General features: G+C 56.1%; 13 protein-coding genes. 9 read left to right on the top strand and 4 right to left on the bottom strand.

What is annotated here, in order from left to right; all coding sequences use genetic code 11:
- Window positions 1-347 precede the first annotated feature (347 nt).
- Together AC3EMP_RS19525 and AC3EMP_RS19530 are read right to left on the bottom strand one after the other, a co-directional pair.
- Window positions 348-4,583 (bottom strand): hypothetical protein, encoded by a 4,236-nt coding sequence (locus AC3EMP_RS19525; RefSeq protein ID WP_488494655.1) that lies wholly within the window; start codon window positions 4,581-4,583, stop codon window positions 348-350.
- Between the two features lie 172 nt (window positions 4,584-4,755).
- A complete protein-coding gene (locus tag AC3EMP_RS19530) occupies window positions 4,756-8,118 on the bottom strand; it encodes a TM0106 family RecB-like putative nuclease (RefSeq protein WP_488494656.1) in 3,363 nt (1,120 codons plus the stop codon).
- Between the two features lie 81 nt (window positions 8,119-8,199).
- On the opposite strand from AC3EMP_RS19530, the gene AC3EMP_RS19535 reads away from it, so the two are divergent.
- The 9 genes from AC3EMP_RS19535 to AC3EMP_RS19575 all read left to right on the top strand — a co-directional run bounded on the left by AC3EMP_RS19535 (window position 8,200) and on the right by AC3EMP_RS19575 (window position 16,621).
- On the top strand, window positions 8,200-9,195 hold the full coding sequence (locus AC3EMP_RS19535) for a helix-turn-helix transcriptional regulator (RefSeq protein ID WP_352712498.1): 996 nt from the start codon (window positions 8,200-8,202) through the stop codon (window positions 9,193-9,195).
- A gap of 133 nt (window positions 9,196-9,328) precedes the next feature.
- Window positions 9,329-9,679, top strand: coding sequence for a hypothetical protein (locus AC3EMP_RS19540; protein ID WP_352712496.1), 351 nt, complete (start codon window positions 9,329-9,331; stop codon window positions 9,677-9,679).
- 43 nt (window positions 9,680-9,722) lie between these two features.
- Window positions 9,723-11,009 carry a DUF2130 domain-containing protein gene (locus tag AC3EMP_RS19545; RefSeq protein ID WP_352712494.1) on the top strand — a complete coding sequence of 429 codons (1,287 nt, stop codon included), beginning with the start codon at window positions 9,723-9,725 and terminating at the stop codon, window positions 11,007-11,009.
- A 174-nt stretch (window positions 11,010-11,183) separates the two neighbouring features.
- A complete protein-coding gene (locus AC3EMP_RS19550; RefSeq protein WP_352712492.1) occupies window positions 11,184-12,353 on the top strand; it encodes a hypothetical protein in 1,170 nt (389 codons plus the stop codon).
- A complete protein-coding gene (locus AC3EMP_RS19555; protein ID WP_352712490.1) occupies window positions 12,350-12,997 on the top strand; it encodes a hypothetical protein in 648 nt (215 codons plus the stop codon). Before AC3EMP_RS19550 ends, AC3EMP_RS19555 begins: the two co-directional genes overlap by 4 nt.
- Before the next feature lie 68 nt (window positions 12,998-13,065).
- Entirely contained in the window at window positions 13,066-14,313 is a 1,248-nt protein-coding gene (locus tag AC3EMP_RS19560; RefSeq protein WP_352712488.1) for an MBL fold metallo-hydrolase, read from the top strand.
- Window positions 14,314-15,252: a hypothetical protein gene (locus AC3EMP_RS19565; protein WP_352712486.1), complete on the top strand. Its 939-nt coding sequence runs from the start codon at window positions 14,314-14,316 to the stop codon at window positions 15,250-15,252.
- 111 nt (window positions 15,253-15,363) lie between these two features.
- Window positions 15,364-16,017 (top strand): hypothetical protein, encoded by a 654-nt coding sequence (locus AC3EMP_RS19570; protein ID WP_352712484.1) that lies wholly within the window; start codon window positions 15,364-15,366, stop codon window positions 16,015-16,017.
- Window positions 16,010-16,621: a hypothetical protein gene (locus AC3EMP_RS19575; protein ID WP_352712482.1), complete on the top strand. Its 612-nt coding sequence runs from the start codon at window positions 16,010-16,012 to the stop codon at window positions 16,619-16,621. The genes AC3EMP_RS19570 and AC3EMP_RS19575 overlap by 8 nt, the downstream gene beginning before the upstream one ends.
- A 253-nt stretch (window positions 16,622-16,874) precedes the next feature.
- Here the strand turns inward: AC3EMP_RS19575 and AC3EMP_RS19580 are convergent, their stop codons facing one another.
- Together AC3EMP_RS19580 and AC3EMP_RS19585 are read right to left on the bottom strand one after the other, a co-directional pair.
- Window positions 16,875-17,129: an IclR family transcriptional regulator domain-containing protein gene (locus tag AC3EMP_RS19580; protein ID WP_352712480.1), complete on the bottom strand. Its 255-nt coding sequence runs from the start codon at window positions 17,127-17,129 to the stop codon at window positions 16,875-16,877.
- 202 nt (window positions 17,130-17,331) lie between these two features.
- Complete coding sequence (locus AC3EMP_RS19585; RefSeq protein ID WP_352712479.1) at window positions 17,332-18,291, bottom strand: dihydrodipicolinate synthase family protein; 960 nt, start codon at window positions 18,289-18,291, stop codon at window positions 17,332-17,334.
- Window positions 18,292-18,321: the final 30 nt, after the last annotated feature.

The following is an 18,321-nucleotide window of genomic DNA, read 5'->3' on the forward strand; positions in this document are numbered from 1 at the left end:
TACCGGCGCCCTAGCTCCTCCTTAGCCCGAGATCTTGCCTCGTCATCCATGAAACATACATCGGCCCCGCGCCGGCGCTTTCTCCGTCCGTAGGCGAGTATGGCCTCTACAACTTCAGGTCTGATGCCCCTTTGCCGACAACGAATTTCTGCGTGGTGCGTGTACACGATCTTTCCTCGCTCCTGTTCCATCTGAAAGGTAGGAGAGGGGGATGCCAATTTCTGTCATGTAGCCTTCCATTTAAAGGCCGAATTGCCACAGGTTAGTGTTCAACGCATTGCGCACAGTGAAATGATGATCCGATGACGGTTGGGTCCCAGATTTATGGTGTCCCTGCACCCGAGAGATTATTCGGCGGCTTCTGTTTCCGAGGTGCCGGTCAGTCGACCCCACAGAAGCTGCAAATCGTTATTCTCGCGCGGCAGAATATCAAGGAATGCCTGGGGGATGCGGATGGCAAAATTCATCCGGTCCGGCGGCCGCTCCGGGCGCTTCAGGCCGCTGAGCGGCTTCCAAGAGTTTGCGGATAGTGGCGGGCCAGGATCAGAAGCAGCCCAGACCCAATCGACACGTCGCTCACATGCGAGAAGGTCCTTGAGTGGGTCCCAGCACCAACAGACCCTGAAGCCTGATGTAGCGTCGGGGACGAGCAAGGCCATCAAATATCGCTTGGGATTATCCTGTGCCTTCCGGCACTCAAGTTCGGACCAATAGATGCGTTCGGTTGATAGAGTCTTGATTTCAATGTGCCATTCGGCACGATCCGACGACAGTACGACGTCGCTCTCGCGGAGTGCGTCGTCCCGAACGTTGAAGGTGGGGATCCAGCCGACGGCGATGGTCTCCTCGAGACGCCTGGCAAACCACTCTTCACCCTCATACCCCAGCGTTCGTGCTCGAGCGGCGACTTGAGCAGCGATTGCGCGTCCTGGATTGCCGCCTCCGCGCAAGTCGACGCCGCCCTCGTAGAGTGGGCGCTTACGCAGAAAGGCGGATCGTGCGGAACCCGCGCGGACACCGGCGGACGGAAATTGCAACGGACGCTCGTCTAATTTCGTGCCTCGATCTCCTTGGGAAATGTAATCTCGACCTTGCCCAACTCCCTCGCTGTCGTCGTCCTCGTCCCCGTCCCCGTCCCCTCCCTCAGAGCCAAGGCCAACTTTCCCAGGTATCCCGAGGGAAGGTTCCGGCGGCGCTCCAGGCACCAACGGTTCGGCCAGGCGCGGCGCAAACTCAGAATCCGACACTTCATCATCGGCCAGTCTCAATTCCTGAAGACGATAACTCGGGATTCCGCCTTCCTGCAGGATGGCGATTACCTCCTGAGCGGTGCCTGCCTTGAAGATTTGTGCGAACCATAGGCGCAGATCAGCTGAGTTGCGAAACCGGTCAGCGCACGCCGTCGCTAGACCTTCCCATTGACCGGCTTCAAGGTTGATCAACCATCTGCCGTCAATACGGAAGGCGGCTGCAGAGTGGCGCGAGATGACCTGACCGGCCAGGGTCAGCGTCAGAGACAGTCCTTGCACAGAGCGGAGGATGCCTGGCTCCGCCCATTTTTCTCCTTTCCGTTCGCAGACGGCGGCTAGAGCCCGACGTCGAGATTTGAGCCTGCTCTCGAGGCGCGCAGTGATTTCGATCGGTCCGTCCCGGAAATCTGGGGTCACCGCGACTAGATCGCTTGCTTTCCTAATCTTCAACCGTTGCACCGAGCCGGTCCCTCGATCGAGCATCGGCAGAAACAACGGCTGGGTTGTGAGTAGCGCAGCATGCACATCGTGGGAGGCAAGCTTTGGGTTATCGATCCAAACGACCTCCTTTGTGGGCACAGCCATCAGCTTGTCGATTGTTGCTGCGACCACCCGCTTTGGCGTGCGAGGTTGGTCATCGTCGAATTTGCGTGAGACGAACTCTTCGTAAAAATTGCGGACGGCTCGCTCCGAGATTGATCCTCCGGTCGCGACGTGTTCAGCGAGGCTATCTGCCCAATCGAGCCATGGCTCCCATATATCGGGGAGTTTTTCCTGAACCTTGAGTTGGGACACAAGCAGCTTCTTCAGACGTGAGCGCTCCCCCAACGGGAATGATCCGACATCCAGAGTTGGCGTGATCCCGATGAGCCCACGATCCGCCCAGTAGAGGTCGCGTGGTGCGGCCCGATTCTCTGGGTGCGTAAAGCTCGGTCGACAAGGAAGATAGGCCTCTCGCTTCAGCTGGTAGTCTGCACATGATCCAAACGGGTAGGGCCTGTGCGTCAGGCTGGCCCCCCAAACCTTCGTGTAAGCCGCCGAGAGCTGCGAGACGGCAGGCTGCAGCGCCTCGATCATTCGTAACAAGCGTGGTGGGCTCACTTCAGCAACGGCATCTGGGAATCCGTCCAGGTACCAGTCGCATTTCAGGTATTTGAGGGAAGTTTCATCTATGGCAGACCAATATCTCGGATAGCATTTAAGGCCCGGATCTTGGAGGTTTTCGATCGACCGGACCTTTGGCTCCCAAGAAACCCCTAGATATCTAAGGAGAGCCCGCCAACGACCTTTGCCTATGGCGGTAGCCTTTGACGGCATGCCGATGACGTTCCTGCCCTCCTGTTTTCGGAAATACTCTGCCATTTCATGGCTCCCACCTACCTCGCCGCTCGCGTAGGCATCTGCCGAAGCAACCCAATTTGAGCCAAACGGCACTCGCGCGACTGCTATCAACGCAGCACGCGCCGGGTCGTTCAATTCCGTTTTTCCTGGGATGAACGGTTCGATCTTGGCCCATTCCAGATCTGGCATCCAGGCCGCGAGGGTCTCAAGCGCTTCCCAGCCGCGTTCGTCCCAGTCCTTAGCCGACCAATAGCTCAAGGCAGGCGCGAGGCAGTAGGCGATGACGTCTTTGATGTCCCCCAAGAGGCGATTCTCGACCAGTGGGCTCCACTTCTTCAACTCGTCACCCGAAGCAAAGATCGCTTTTGCAAAATCGGAATGAAGGTCGTCTACGAAAAGCCAAGATGGCCACGTGGCTGGGCGGAACTGAACCAGCGGCCGCTTATCCGCCAGTGGCCTTATTTGGCCGGCGTGAACAAACCAGAACGACGCCTTGACGAGGTGCGCCGACGCACTGTCCGTTAGATAGCCATCCTCAAGGCAGGCATGACGAACCACACGAGCTGTGTTGAGACACTCCTCGAGTGTGTGGCAGCTTACAGTGCCTAGAAGCTCTGCATAGTCGGAGACCCGCAGGGTCTCGGCACCGAATTCGCGCAAAGCCGATGTAGCCTCGACAACAGCTGCCGAGCAGAGTCGAGCCTCCTTGATCGGCTTCAACCGGCGATCCAACACCGAAACGAGGTCGTGAGACCAAATCCTAGCGTTAGCCGGTGCTACAAATCGCCCGCCATGAGTGGGCACGAAGTCCGTCCCATGGACTGCTATCCCAAGCGCGCGCTCGATCTTACGATCGAGCCGAGTAACATTGGCGGCAGGCAGCTTCGCCAGCGGTCGGAAGAGTTCCAGAGCGGAAGCAGGCTCCAAAAAGGCGGCAGCATGGCTTGCCAGATCGCCTAAGGCCTCGAGAAGCAGCGACTGGTGCTTCGCGCCAGCCAAAAGGTGATTGCGATCACTGCGGAGTTCGAAAGCCGCATGTACCAGGAACGGTGCTGAGATAGTCTCGTGAGTTGGGAAGAAGACATGGATCGGGATTTCCGAGCGGGCCGGTATAGCAATTTTTCCTTCCACCTTAACGGCGATGGCAGCACTGAGGCGCTTCGATCCATCGGCCGGCGCCTCCCAAAGCTTCGACCAGATCCGCCATTCTTCTGTTTGGCTCTCGCTGTCCTCCAATGTCGAAAGAACCGCTCGGACGGCCATACCATTGAGATTTCCGCCCTCCTTGCTCATTAGGCGAGCCGATCCATTGCCGAATTGGATTTCAACGGAGGTCAAGTGTTGGCAGAGAAGCAGAAAATGTGGAGCAAGATTGCGGAGCCTTTGCTCGACTTCCTCTCGGGTTTCCTTGCCTTTGTGCGGAAGCTTGATTACCGTTGCAAAGCCCCTAGCGCGAAGCGCTTTGACCGGTTTGTCGGGGAGCGCTGTATGCGGCAACCTGAAGACCAGCCGCGGTGGCTTTTCAACCAGCTTACCAAGCATAGTTGCCGATCGATCCGGATCGAAAGCAAAATGGAACGGTCCTGAATGCACTTCAGGCCGATCGGTCAGCTCCAGAACGGACTTGAAGCCTAGCCCCTTTGCCCCGATCAATTCACTCGAGGGACTGCCGGCTGGAGCCATAGCATCGTCGGCATTCTGGAGCAGCTCCCAAAGAGCGCGCCCCGCGTAGTCTCGTCGTGTGGCATTTTCCTCGTTGACGTGGGCGTTTAAGTCATTGAGGTTCTGACGGTAAAGTTCCAAGCGCTGGTTGCTGATGGCGCTGGCTAGCTCGTCGTCCCGGCATCTGTAGTTGTCGACCGGCGCGCCTTCCGCCTTGGTACTAAGATATTGGTTCGAGATGGAGATCACGCCCAGGCGATCCATCGGGCGTCCAGTATTGGCGAAATAGATCGCTTCGTCAGTGATGGCGATTTTGACTCTGTCGAGCATTCTCGACCTCCAATACAATCTCGCGTCCGGTGAGTTAAAAAGTAGGTTATGCGTGCGCTTCGCTTGAAATTATTTGCCAGCCGGCGTCTTTATTCATCGCGATTCCTGTATATCATAGTATATCCAATTCTCCTTCAGGGCCCAAGCTAGCAGAGGAGGATGTCAATTCCTGTCACGCAGCCCGTTCGCCTGAATGGGTAGATGGCTGCTCCTGAGTCAGACCGTATTCGCGCAAGGCGCAGACCGTGTTGACGAGCCGCATCTCGCGCACGCTGCTACAGGGAACCTCCAGGAGACGCGGACTGGCGAAAACAAGCGCAAGCACTTGCGCGCGCGAAACGGCGACATTGATCCGGTTGAGGCTGAACAGGAACTCGACACCCCGAGGTATTTCATCCCCCGACGAGGTCGTCATCGAGACCATGCAAACCGGTGCTTCCTGTCCCTGGAATTTGTCGACCGTTCCGATACGGGTCCCGGCGGGCAGCGACCTTTTCAGCGCATTGACCTGTGCGTTGTAGGGCGCCACGATCAAGATATCGTCCAGCGACAAGTTGCGCTCCAAGCCATCGCGGTCGCGAAACCTCGCTCCGACCAAGCGATCAAACTCGTTACGGATCGCAGCAATTTCTTCTACCGAAACCTGTCTGTTCCCCGCATGTGGAACTTGCATAAGATGGACACCTGACGATCGATCGCCACGATCAAGAAGGAGAGCCTGCTTTGCTGCGCTGTCATCTGAGGCGAGGCGGCTCTCGTAGACGATGTCGGATATGAATTGGCAGACGTCTGGGTGCATTCGCCGCGACACGGGTAGGAAAATACCCATGTCGGTAGGAACTGTATTGTGACCGGCCAGCAGATATTCAAGAGACGAAAGTCCGCTTTCTCCGGGATGAGCACCCTGGATTGGCTGTGGCAACTGCATCGGATCACCAACCAATACGATGTTATTCGCACAGGTCCCCATCGCCACGATGTTCGCCACCGAAACCTGCCCAGCTTCGTCGACGAACAGGTAATCGAACATCTGTTCGAATTCTGGCCGTGAAAAAAGCCAGGCCGTTGCACCTACTACCGACGCAGAGCGCAGCTGGTCGTCATCGTTTTTGGATGCCACGTAAATCGACCGGTACTCATCGCTAAAGCCATCGCCACCCTTCTTTGCGACCGTGATGTTGATCCCGGCGTCGTTGGCTCGGTCTATGACAGCGCAGAGAAGGTTGTCGATCGCTTTGTGACTATTGGAAGCGACTGCAACCCGCTTTCCTCGCTTAGCGAGATCGATAATCGTGCGGGAGCTGACATAGGTCTTACCAGTGCCCGGAGGGCCCTGTATCGCGATAGTTGAACAATTGAGGTCACCCAACGCTCTGACCGTTTCGGCGACGACTTCTCGAGATGGATCGATGATTGTGAGCTGCCGATGGTCACTTGTAAAGTGAGGTTTGGAGCGCTCAAGGAAGTCGAGGATGGCCGGGAAATGTCGATCGTCATGGATGACGGATGTCACCACTCGTCGGATGGCACCTTCGATCTGACGGGTGTCGAGCGGTCCAGAGGGAATGAGCGCTGTACAAATCGGCGTTTCGTCGAACCGACCCCTAGGAAAGGCCACGATCGCTGTGTTGTGAACTCGGTCGAGTTCAACCAGCCTAACCGACACTGGCAGTCCCTCTAATTCGACATTGCAATCGCCGATATCGAGTTTTGTCTCCTGTTCCGGGAACTCATAGGTTCGCTGCCAATAACTGCCCATCTTCGAGCTCGACGAAACGGCCCTCAGCCCGCCCAGACAGTCGAGATCGTCGATGAGTTCATCCAATTCGGCGCTGACCTTGTCGAAGATCGACCACCATGAAGGCTTCTTCTCTCTTGGGTGAAAATAGACGAGGTCAAGCAGCAAGTCAGCCATCCGATCCCCCAGCCGATCACGAACTGGCTGCAGCCTTTCGCGCAGTTGGTCGCCGGCCACTTGCTCGGTATCAACTCTCTCAAAATCGATGCCGCTTCCGTCCTCGTTAGAAGCCCGCCATTCCATATCGTGTGGACGAACCGCTGAGACCAGCCAGTCGCGAAGCAACTGCGTAGAGACACAGTCGATACGATTGTAGTCTCGGATTTCATCAAGAATCGCCTGGTCGCCTGTTTCGCGCCATTTTTCATAAGCTACAACGCTGCCGCCGGCGGTCTTTACCTGGCCGGTGCGTTGTTCCATGTAGAAAACTTCAAGATTCTTGAGAGAGTAGGCCGGTTCTGAAGCGGTCAGACCGCCGGAAACAACCCGATAAAGGTCGATGAAGCGGTTTTGCCGCAGCAGCTGATCCAGTAGCGCTTCGCCGATCCCGTGGCTGCTCGTAAGTCTCCGCAGCGCGGAAATTTCGTAGGCTGCGTAGTGGTAGATGTGCGCCCCAGGGAACCGGCGAAGCCGATCTTCGAAAAATGCCATCAGATGGCGCAACGCTTCTTTTTCCTGGACACGATCGTGAGCCCAAAAGTCCAGGAAAGTGTTATCACCTTCGCCGTTGAACCAGACGCCGTGCAGATATTCCAAGCCATCTTCGTAGAATGGATCGCCCTCGATGTCGTAAAAAAGGTCTCCCTCGTCCGGCCGAGGAAGCAGTGCAAGTCCGCGTGCTGGGTCAAACGGCTTCAATTCGAACGCTGGCGGGCCGCCGGCGCGCCGGGCAGACTGCAGCCGAGCCTGAGTTTTGAGCCTCGTAAGTGTCGCCTCGGCAAGCCTCGGCACCGGCATCTCGCGTCGACCAAGAGCAGTCATGGTCGAAATGCCAACCGAGGTCAGCTTGTCTCGCTGGCCTTTTGCGATCCCGGCGACGAGAGTGAGACTGTCAGTATCTTCCCAATAACTCTTGCAGACTTCTCTCCACCGACAAAGCTGGCACATCCTGACCGGATCAGGAGATGTCGCCTGCGGGTTAGCCACGAATGCTTCCAGACGCGTACGCGCCTGACGGGCATAGGCGGAATATTCTTGAAGCCGGAATGAAAAGCGCTCGCCGTTGCCTAGCTCGATATGGGCTTGGTCGGGGTCGACTCCCTGAATCTCGGCAAGCAAATCCGAATAGAGAACAAGCTGCAGGATGTGCTTCGGGTCGGGCTTCCGCTTCAGTTTGGTATCGACCACTTCATAAGAAAAAGGACCTAAAGCTGACGGCTTGTCCACCTTGATGAGGAAATCTGACCAACCACCCCACTGTGCCGAGAGGAGGGCGCCTTGGAAAAGAACGTCCGCGCCTTCGCTGAGTGCTTCTCTGGTAGCATTCGCTGCGGTGCGCAGATCGATGTCTCGGCTGAATTCGATTATACGGCGACCTTCGGAATGTAGCTTGGCGAGGTAGTTTGCTTCGTGCGCATCGCCATATTGCTGAAGGAGCTTCGCATCTTCAGTGTCCTCAGCTGGCGTCAGCCGCTCACCCCGCAAACTGCGCAGATCCATCGCCGTGGCATGCACGCACCCCATGAAGCGCATCAGATCCGATGCGGACAGCAAGATGTCCTTGCCTTCCATCTTCATGTTAGATTCCCCACAACCGATGATAATAAAGCTGTAAGCAGTGGAGATGACAATAGCTGTCACCCGAAACGGTAAACGCCGATGTCTTTCGAAAAAGCGCAGCAGCTCATCGATCTTGCGACTTACGTAGCCGCGCATCGTATGGGGGTGACCACCGACGATGTCATTGACCGGCTCGGCGTTTCGAAACGCACGGCCCAACGGATTCTCCATACGCTCGAACTTAGATTTCCGGATACGGAAACGCATTTCGACGACGAAGGCCGGAAAAGATGGCGCCTGGATACGGCTGCCCTCCGCGATCTCCTCACGCTCACTCCAGACGAGCTGGCTGCGCTGGACATGTCGATTGGGACACTCGAACGCAACGCCCAGGGTGTGGAGGCAGACATGCTGCGGTCGCTTAGGGAGAAGATCGTTGCCCTGGTACCGCGTAACAGAATTGCTCGCCTGGAGACAGATCACGATGCCCTTCTTGAGGCGCAGGGTCTAGCCGCCCGTCCCGGACCTGTCTCGCGGCTGGCTCCTCAAATCGCCGCCACCATAGCGACGGCTTTGAAGGGTTCGGAGCGACTCCGGATCATCTATCAGTCTCGTGGCACTGCCGTGCCGACCGAACGCATTATCGAGCCGTATGGTGTGTTGATCGGAATCAGACGCTATCTTGTGGCAAAACCTAGATTGGATGCAGGTGATAGCTTCCGGCATTATCTTGCTGAAAAGATCGAGGGGGCCGAGTTAACTGGAGAAATCTTCGAGCGCGACCCCAGCTTCGATATCAATCGGCATGCCCGCCAGGCATTCGGAGCCTTTCAGAATGACAGCGAGTTTGGCGAGGTCGTTTGGAGGTTCAGTTCAGATGCCGCTCCACAGGCCCGCAGCTTTCTTTTTCATCCGGATCAGGTGCTGGAGGACCAACCTGACGGCTCGCTCCTAGTGCGCTTCTCCGCGTCGGGGCACCTCGAGATGTGCTGGCATCTTTATATGTGGGGCGACAAGGTCGAAGTGATAGGTCCCCAAGCCCTTCGTCAGATGGTGCACGAGTATCGGCGATCGGATTTCCCGTCGCTTCCATAATCTGGCGATCCATCCGTCCGAATCATGCAAAGTGCGTGACCACTAGCTGGTGACAGGTTTTGTCACCGGACTATGGGAATGAAACACACCCCTGGCTGTTTCGACGGCGGGCGTGTCAAGGAGCATTGAGTTTATGGTTTATGAGAGTGTGCTAACCTACGGGAATTTCGGGAAATCTGTTGCCAACAACCACTTCTATATAACCAGCTTCATTCACCAGCTGCCTACTGACGTGTTCGGCGGCAGCACCAAGGACAAGGCGGCGCCGCGCAGCATGCTCCTTGAGTACGGCTCCCTCCAAACGGAAACCGACGTCCCTACTACCAGGGCCGGCAATCCACGGCTTTTCTTTCGCGATCGGGCGTTCGTCGCCGACTTTTTTCGGCACACTACGGCGGAGCCGGGCGATGTAGTCGTCCTGGAACGGGTGTCTGACTATCATCTGCGGTTGTCTCTGAGGAAGCAAGGCTCAGCCGCAACGTGAGAAAGCGGCGGTAGAAAAAGGCTCGAAGGAAGGGGAGGCCAAAATGGAACCGACGATCTGCTGTCCGAAATGCAAGACGGAAATCAAGCTGACGGAGTCTTTGGCGGCCCCATTGATTGACGCCACGCGGCGGGAATTCGAAGAGCGGCTGGCAAAGAAGGATTCCGAAATCGGAGCGCGCGAGGAAATGGTCCGGCGACAGTTGGAAGACGTCGCGAACGCCAAGGAGACTGTTGATGAACAAGTGGCAGCAAAGCTTGCTGCCGAATGCGAGCGGATTGGGGCGGAGGAGGCGAAGCGCGCCACACTTAAGGTCTCGTCGGATTTGGAGCAGCGTGCAAAGGAAATTGGCGATCTGAAGGAACTGCTCCAGCAGCGCGATGAAAAGTTGGGGGAGGCGCAGAAGGTCCAAGCAGAGACGCTCCGCAAAGAAAGGGAGCTCGATGACGCACGTCGCGAACTGGAACTAACTGTCGAACAGCGCGTGCAAGAATCGGTAGTCAGCGTGCGCGACAAAGCGAAGAAGGAGGCGGAGGATGGCCTTCATCTCAAGGTCCGCGAGAAGGAGGAGCAAATCAGCTCAATGCAGAAGCAGATTGAGCTTTTGAAGCAGCGAGCCGAGCAGGGATCGCAACAGCTGCAGGGTGAAGTCCAGGAACTGGAGTTTGAAGCGATGCTTCGACAAAAGTTTCCACGTGATCAGATTGAACCAGTGGGAAAAGGCGAATTTGGTGGCGACATCATCCAGCGGGTGATGGGACCGACGTCACAGCTGGCCGGCACGATACTGTGGGAGATCAAGCGCACCAAGAACTGGAGCGGAAACTGGCTGGCAAAACTGCGGGACGACCAGCGCGCCGCAAAGGCAGAGGTGGCTCTTATTGTGTCGCACGCCCTTCCGCAGGGGATGGATCATTCGTTCGATCTTATCGACGGCGTTTGGGTGACCGAACCACGATGTGCGGTTCCAGTGGCCATAGCTCTGCGTGAATCGCTCATTTCCTTGCTTGGCGCGCGCCATGCCGGCGAAGGCCAACAGACCAAAATGGAGATGATTTACGGGTACCTGACGGGCCCGCGTTTTCGGCATCGCGTGGAAGCAATCGTCGAGAAGTTCACCGACATGCAGGAGGATCTCGAGAAGGAGCGCAAAACCATGACGAGGTTGTGGGCGAAGCGTGAACAACAGATCCGCGGTGTGGTTGAGGCGACCGCAGGAATGTATGGCGATCTTCAGGGTATCGCCGGGCGGCATCTGCAGGTCATTGAAGGACTCGATCCACTGATGATCGAGAGCTTGTCCCAGGAGGAGATGGGATTGGGAGCCTGATTGACCCTCAGTTGCAGATTTCATCTCAAAAGACCAAGTTTGAATATCACCAGCCACTGTGGAGAGTGTTCTCAGTGTGGAATTCCAGTTTTACACTGAGGGGGTTCGTCCACGCCTTTCGCGACGGGGATGTTGAGATGTTTGAAAAGATACTCTGGCGCAGGTGCGAAGTGAATGTTCCGTATGATCCGTCTGGGTCGACAGGCAATCAGTGGGGCAGTGCTGACTGCAACACTTGTTGCCTTCTTATCCTCGAATCAATTTGCCGCCCTGGAGCTGGCCTTTGATTTTTGGGATCCGTTCGCGATCTCACAATATCGCCTGAGTCGTCTTTCCACTAACGACTATGAAGTATCCATCGAACAAGCGCTGGAAGAGGGGGATGTTTCTGAGGCTAACAGCCTTGTGAAGCTCGCCCAGTACAATGGGATCCAATTGCCGCCGGATCTGGTGGACCGGGCGCAAGAAAGCCCTTTTGAATTCGGACTGCGAAACAGCAAAGATTTCCTGGACGGCGCGATTACCGGACAAGTGACGACTCCAGCCTCTATCGGAGGGGTTTTGGCGGCAGATTACTTCGGTGTCGGCGATATCCGCGATGCAGTTATCCAAGGCAACCATCTTGTCCGTAGAGAAGACTACGACAAGCTCACGCTTGGGCTTTCCCTAGTCGGTCTAGCGACGAATGTTCCAGGTTCCGGACCGATCGATATCGGGTTCTCGCTATTCAAAAACGCCAACAAGGCGGGGAAGCTATCGAAAGCGCTGCGCACGCGCCTAGGAGCCATATCCGCTCGTCTGATTGACGTTGAAGGCTTGAAACGAGGACTTTCCCGGACCTCACTGCCGTCATTCAAGACTCCTTCGGTTGCGGCCGTTCGCGCGGCCTTCAGGGAGATCGACTGGCATAACGTGGCGAAGGGCGACTTCTCGGGATTCAGAAAACTGATCTCCGAAATGATGCCTGTCGACATCAAGGCTGCAAAGGAAGCCTTTAGCGGCGCGGTTCGCAAAGAGATGGTCGAGGAGGTAGGTATACTGGCAAGCTCTGCAACCGGAATAGCGTCTAGCGGAGGAATAAAGGCGACATTTCGAGCGCTGGAATATGCCGACGATGCCGAGGATTTATCCCGGTTCCGATCCTTGGCAAGGCGTACGGGTGAGAGAACCTCTGCGGTCCTGAAATTGCTAGGCAAAGGCGCGATCAGGCTTGGGGAACTGGTTTATTTGGTCGTAACGGTTTTGATTGCGGCGATAGGTTGGTTCGCTGGCGCCTTGTGGTTCGTGTTTTCTTTGATTCGGACCTCACGCAACTTAGTTAAACGCGCGGGGGCGAGCACATGAGTTCAAACGGACGTTCAAGACTGGCGTTGGTAGCGGCGGGGATTGGTGGGACTGCTGTCGCAGGTTTTGGACTTGCGTTCGGCAGGGACCTTTACAAGAAAACAAAGAAGAACGTCGAATTGATCGCGCTCCTTTTGGCAGCGATTTTTTGCCCGTTCATCGGCGGACGGGGTCTCGTCCGGGGACATGATCGAGGGATATTCGGAACCATCTTCCTGACCGTTCTTGGAAGTCTGCTTTTGATCGTGGCGGGCTTTTGTGCCGCGACCCTCTTGATGTTCGGGGTCCTCGCCTTCGTCAATGATGGCAATGCTCACAGTCCTCTTCCTCTTGCACTGCTCGGCGGACTCGTGGTGACCGCGATCATCGCAGGGATCGGTGTCGTGGCTGGGGTTTTTCAGCGACCGAAACGGCTGAAAATGATCGCCGTAGCCAAGTTCAACGAGCGGTTCCTGAAGGAAAACGGCTTTCGCGAAACCGATGGGGACGACATCACTCACTATGACGCCTATGACCATTCATTGCGCTTTCTGGAGGCCCACCCGGACCGTCTCGTCTTCATGGCTGTTGGCCTTCGCGGAAAGCGGGCCTTCATCGATTTAGACCAGGACGGCCGAATGGTGAGCTATTCGGGCGTTAAATAGCCAACATGAGGCCGAGGAGCATGGTTCCAAGCCGAGGGGCTAGATTTGGGCTGGGGGCCTGAGCCAAAATGAAGCTCTGTATCCGTCGCGGCAGTAAGGAAATCGGAGGAAGCTGCGTCGAACTGGAGCAGGACGGTCACAGGATCTTGCTGGACTTGGGACTCCCACTCGACCTCGAATTCGAAAGCGCAACCTTACCAGCTGTCAGTGGCCTGCAAGAGGCAGACGACGGGCTGCTGGGGATTGTTCTTAGTCATGGCCACCGAGATCACTGGGGCCTTCTTCCGAAACTCTCCCAGCCGATCGATGTCTATGTCGGCGCCAAGACTTTATCGATCATGCGTGCTTCGAAGCCGTTCGTCCCAGGCGGCTACGCTCCAGAGAGCGTCATCGTGTATCGGGATCGCAAGCCTTTCCACGTTGGCCCTTTCAAGGTCACCCCATATTTAATGGATCACTCCGGGTTCGACGCCTACAGTCTGCTGGTCGAGGCTGGGGGAAAACGGCTGCTGTATTCCGGGGACATAAGAGGGCATGGCCGAAAGGCCGCCCTGTTCGAGCGCTTTGTGGCAAATCCACCAAATTCCGTCGACGTAATGCTGATGGAGGGATCGAGCCTTGGTCGGCTCGCTGAAGGCGACCGGTTTGAGACAGAAGGCCAGATCGAAAACCGGTTGCTCGATGCGATGAACCAGACCACGGGGATGGTATTGGTGGCCTGCTCGGTTCAGAACATCGATCGCGTTGTCAGCATCTACCGGGCAGGAAAGCGCTCAGGTCGACAACTGATAGTTGACGCCTATGGGGCGGAGGTCCTGAGAGCCACGGATACCGCCTCCATCCCCAAGCCCGCAGAAGGCTGGGACGACGTAAAAGTCTATATTCCAAAATACCAACGACGGCATCTGGCCCAGAATGAAATCTCTTATCTGGTCGACGGCTATAAAGGACTACGGATATTCCCGGAGAAGTTATCGGCGGCAGCGAGCAGGTCGGTAATGATCGTTAGACCACGGATGCTAGCCGACCTAAGTGAGTTTGGGGCGTTGAACGGAGCACGCGTAATCTGGTCTCAATGGGATGGGTATCTCGCTCAGGAATCCGGCATCAGGTTTATGGCTAGGTGCCGCGAACTTAGCATCCCGATGGAGACCATCCACACCTCAGGCCACGCCGATATCCAGGATCTCCAGCGATATGCCAAGGCGGTCAACCCTGGCAGACTGATACCGATCCATACATTCTTTCCGGATCGGTTCGGCAGCTTGTTCGACAATGTTGCACCAACAGAAGATGGCAAGTGGGAGCAGATTTGAATGAGGGCGGTTTCGGAGGAATTTCTCCATGATTTGAAGGACGGGATGCTTCGGCATCTAACAGAGCGTGTGCGCGTGGACGACACTCTCATGCTTGCGCTCAGGGGGGCCTCGATCAACATCTACTACAGGGGCGGCAATCTTATGCGAATCGCGAAGAAGAACCCTGGCAGCTACCGAGCGACGTTCGACGTGAATTACGCCGGGAAGAATGCCTTCCCTGAGCAGCTCGCGTTACTCGAACAATTGCCTAAGTCGATTGGAACGGAGGCAGACTGCCAGCTTTGGCTGAAATCCTTTCCACATCTCAAGGAGATCATGAACAGCTACCTTGCCAAACATCCCAAGTTGGAACGCGAATTCCAGCAGCTTGTTGCATGGGAAAATAACCGTTCGCGCAATGCGAACGGGACCGAATACTTCATAACGGACATCGAATACGATGGCGGCGCGGGTTCCGGGCGGTTTGATATGGTTGGCCTTAGATGGTTGGCCAAGGACAAAAAGACAGGAAAAAAATGTGGTCCAGTCTTCATAGAGATGAAGTACGGAGATTCTGCTCTGGATGGAAAGGCGGGTTTACAGAAGCATCTTGCGGATTTGAGCGCAACTCTACGCGATGAATTAAGAAGTGAGAAATTGAATAATATGATTGAGAGTCAATTCCGCCAGTTGGATCAACTTGGGCTACTGAGATTCAATCGTGCTAAGGTGTTTGACGGAGTTACGGTGTCGGGTAGGCCAGAAGTTATAATTATTATCGCAAACACGAACCCAAACAGTACGATTCTCCGTAGATTAATTGGCTCCGTCGACGAGCCGGTTGATTTCGAGTTGAGGTTTTTTGTTGCAAGGTTCGCCGGCTATGGTCTGCACAGCAAATGCGTCGTGGGTCTGCGAGCTTTCCAGGCGCTCTTGGACAGTGGTGACCTCCAGTGACCAGCACCCATACGCCACCATAGATTCTGCTTCGGCAAGATTTTTTGCGGACGCAAAGGCTGAATTAGACGCTCAAGAAAGGTTCTGGCTTGGCAAGACCAAGGAGAACCTATGGCCTACGTTGAACACAGAGAAATCCCGCGATCGACCATTATCAGGCTCGCGGGTCTATTGCCCCTGGTAGGGGTCGACTACGCCAGTCGCGACTATGACGCAGACCTTTTTAGAGCCATCGACCCACGCCCCGTTCGGCGGGGCACCGTCATGAACAATGATGTGACGTTGAGCGCTTTGCCTCCGGATGCACTTGATGCGGAACTCAAGTTGCGAGAACTGCTGCCCGCTGTCCATGAAGACTGGGTCAGCGAAACACATATATTCGAAGTCGACTATGTTGAGGACGACGGCGTCCATGTTGTCGAAATGGGACGTCACGGCTACTTCCGCCCCGACGGTGAATTCATAGAAAGCCCCCGCCTCGAATTGATCCCTCACTTCACCACGAAAGTGGACGATGCCTTGAAATTCAAGGATCGAGTCTTCGGCTCTTACCTCCGCCTTACGATCAGCGAGGAGGACAACGTCAATTGGGGAACGGATTATCGAGTTTGTCTCATCGATAGTCAGCGTAAGGTCGCCCATGCACACAGCACGTATGATCCTCCGCACGCTATCGTTGGAGCTGTGCTAGGAGCCATGCTAGCCGGATGGACGCACAAACTGCCGCCTTTTGAAATCAAGGAAGATGGGGACGATAATGTTTGAGCCGTGGGTGGGGGAACGATTTGGTGTTGCCGACAACATCGTGGGCGGAAGACGGGTGCTCTGTGTCGGTGAATCGCACTATGCAGGCGAACATCCGGTAGGCAGCAAAGTTCCTGAGATGACTGCTGATGCGATGAGGCTCTACCAATCGAGGCCGGCCGGTGAGCGCTGGGTCCGGACCTTTGACAACGTCGCTTGGGCCGTATCTGGCAAGAGTCGTGAAGAACTCGAGTGCGATGGCAAGCGGGGCGAATTTGAAGTCTGGAGTTCACTAGCCCTGTATAACTACATCCCAAAAGTGCTCGCCAAAACGCCTCGATCCAACAGGCCTACCCCCGAGCAGTTTCAGGACGGCAAGGCCTCGTTCGAGGATGTGCTTCAAGCGACGAACCCCCAAGTGCTGTTGATCTGGGGTTACGAGCTTTTTCCATGGATAATCAGGAACCACTATCCTGAATACGATGGACACCCATGGTCGTTCGCTGGCGAGTGGATCGATCTGCCCCGAAATCCACCTATGCGCGCAGTGCGGATGCAGCACCCATCGACCGGATACTCGCCGAAGGCGTGGCACGACGTTATCCAACGTGCGGTCGATCTGTAGCCTTTGTCAGACAAGGGGCCGGCAGCAATGGACTTTTCAGTGTGAAATACCCATTTCACACTATCGGACTCTTTGACGGATTTTGAGCGCCAGACCGCGGTCTTGAAGGGCGCGGCTATTATCCGCGAGATGAACGGCAGCTTTGCGCCTCAAGTCGGCGGCTCGGGCTGTTTGGTGTCTAGTCAGTGAGCAGACATTTGGTACGCAAAGCGTATTGTCTGCGTCCAAAGCAGTTCACGCCTCCTGGTCGCATTTAGCTGGTTGGGGCGATGTGAGAACCTTCGAGGGCATTCAGCGCCTCTTCAATTTGGCGGGTATCTCGATGCAGCAATCCAACCAGCGATACCAAACGGTCCGGAGCCAATCGCGCACTCGTCATGTTAATAGCAGCGATTGCATCTCTTCCGCGAGGCAAAATGGGAACCGCGAGCGCCGAAATGCCAGCGACCAGTTGACCATTGTCGAACGCGTAATCGCGATCTCTAATCACCGTTAGCGCCGCACGCACCTTGGTTCCTGGGAGGTTTCCGTACCGGCGATAAACGCCTGCATTTGTGCCGCAAACGCCCGCATTAATGCAGGGCCATCCTGTGTGTCACCTCAGCAGTACTCAAACGTCCGGCCTGCCACTTTGTCGGACAGAATAATCCGGGTGGATTGTTCGCGCTCGACGTTGGCGTCAAGGGCCTCACACTGCCGGCATTCAACGGCTAGCTTTTGCTTTGCACTTCGCCACAAACATCACTGGCGGCCACATCAGCCCTTTCCACTTTGCGACCGGCCAAGCATGATAGATCTGAAATCGCCTGCATGATGATCTCCTCGACGTTCGCCCGTTCCTCACCAGTGATCGGGAGGCGTGGTTTTCGGACATGCTCTGGGGCGCCGTACACCAGATGCTCGGCAAGTTTTATGTACTGGACCAACTTGACGTCGGTATCGAGATGAAACGCCGGCGTCAGCAGCCGGTACAAAGGAAGGGCCGTCGCGAAGTCACCGCCTCGTGCCGTGTTGAACAGGGATACGCACTCGGCTGGCCATGCATTCGTCATGCCAGAGACCCAGCCAATGGCACCCAGCGCCAGGCTTTCAAGGATCAGATCGTCCACGCCGCAAAAGATATCGAAGCGATCGCCGAAGGCGTTAAACAGGTCGGTGACCCTGCGGATGTCACCGGTTTCTTCCTTGACGGCCACGATGCCGGGTACGTCGACCAGCGCCTTCAGCGTTTCGACATCAACGTCAACTTTGTAGGCAATGGGGTTGTTGTAGATCATGACCGGCAGATCGCTCGCCTCGGCCACCGTTTTGTACCAGGCGACGGTCTCCTGGCGGTCGGTGCGATAGGCGAGGCTAGGGAAGGTCATTAGGCCTTCGGCTCCAAGCTTCTGGTAGTTGCGAGCCGCAGCCGATGCATTGTCGGTGGACAGCTCCGCAAGGCCCGACAGCAGCGGCACCCGTCCCGCGACGACTTCTTTCGCGGCGCGAACGACAGTGTCGCGTTCCGACTGAGTGAGCGTGGCATTTTCGCCAAGCATCGGCAGCACGATCACGCCGGAGATGCCATTTTCAATGAGCCTATCGATGCTGTTCTGGGTAGCTTCGATATCGATCGCTCCAGATGCCTGCATCTTCGTGGTGACAGCGGGAAATACGCCTGTCCAAGTCATATCAGATCTCCAGTTTTTGCAGGCACCTTA

The sequence above is a fragment of the Mesorhizobium sp. P160219 genome (assembly GCF_057786095.1).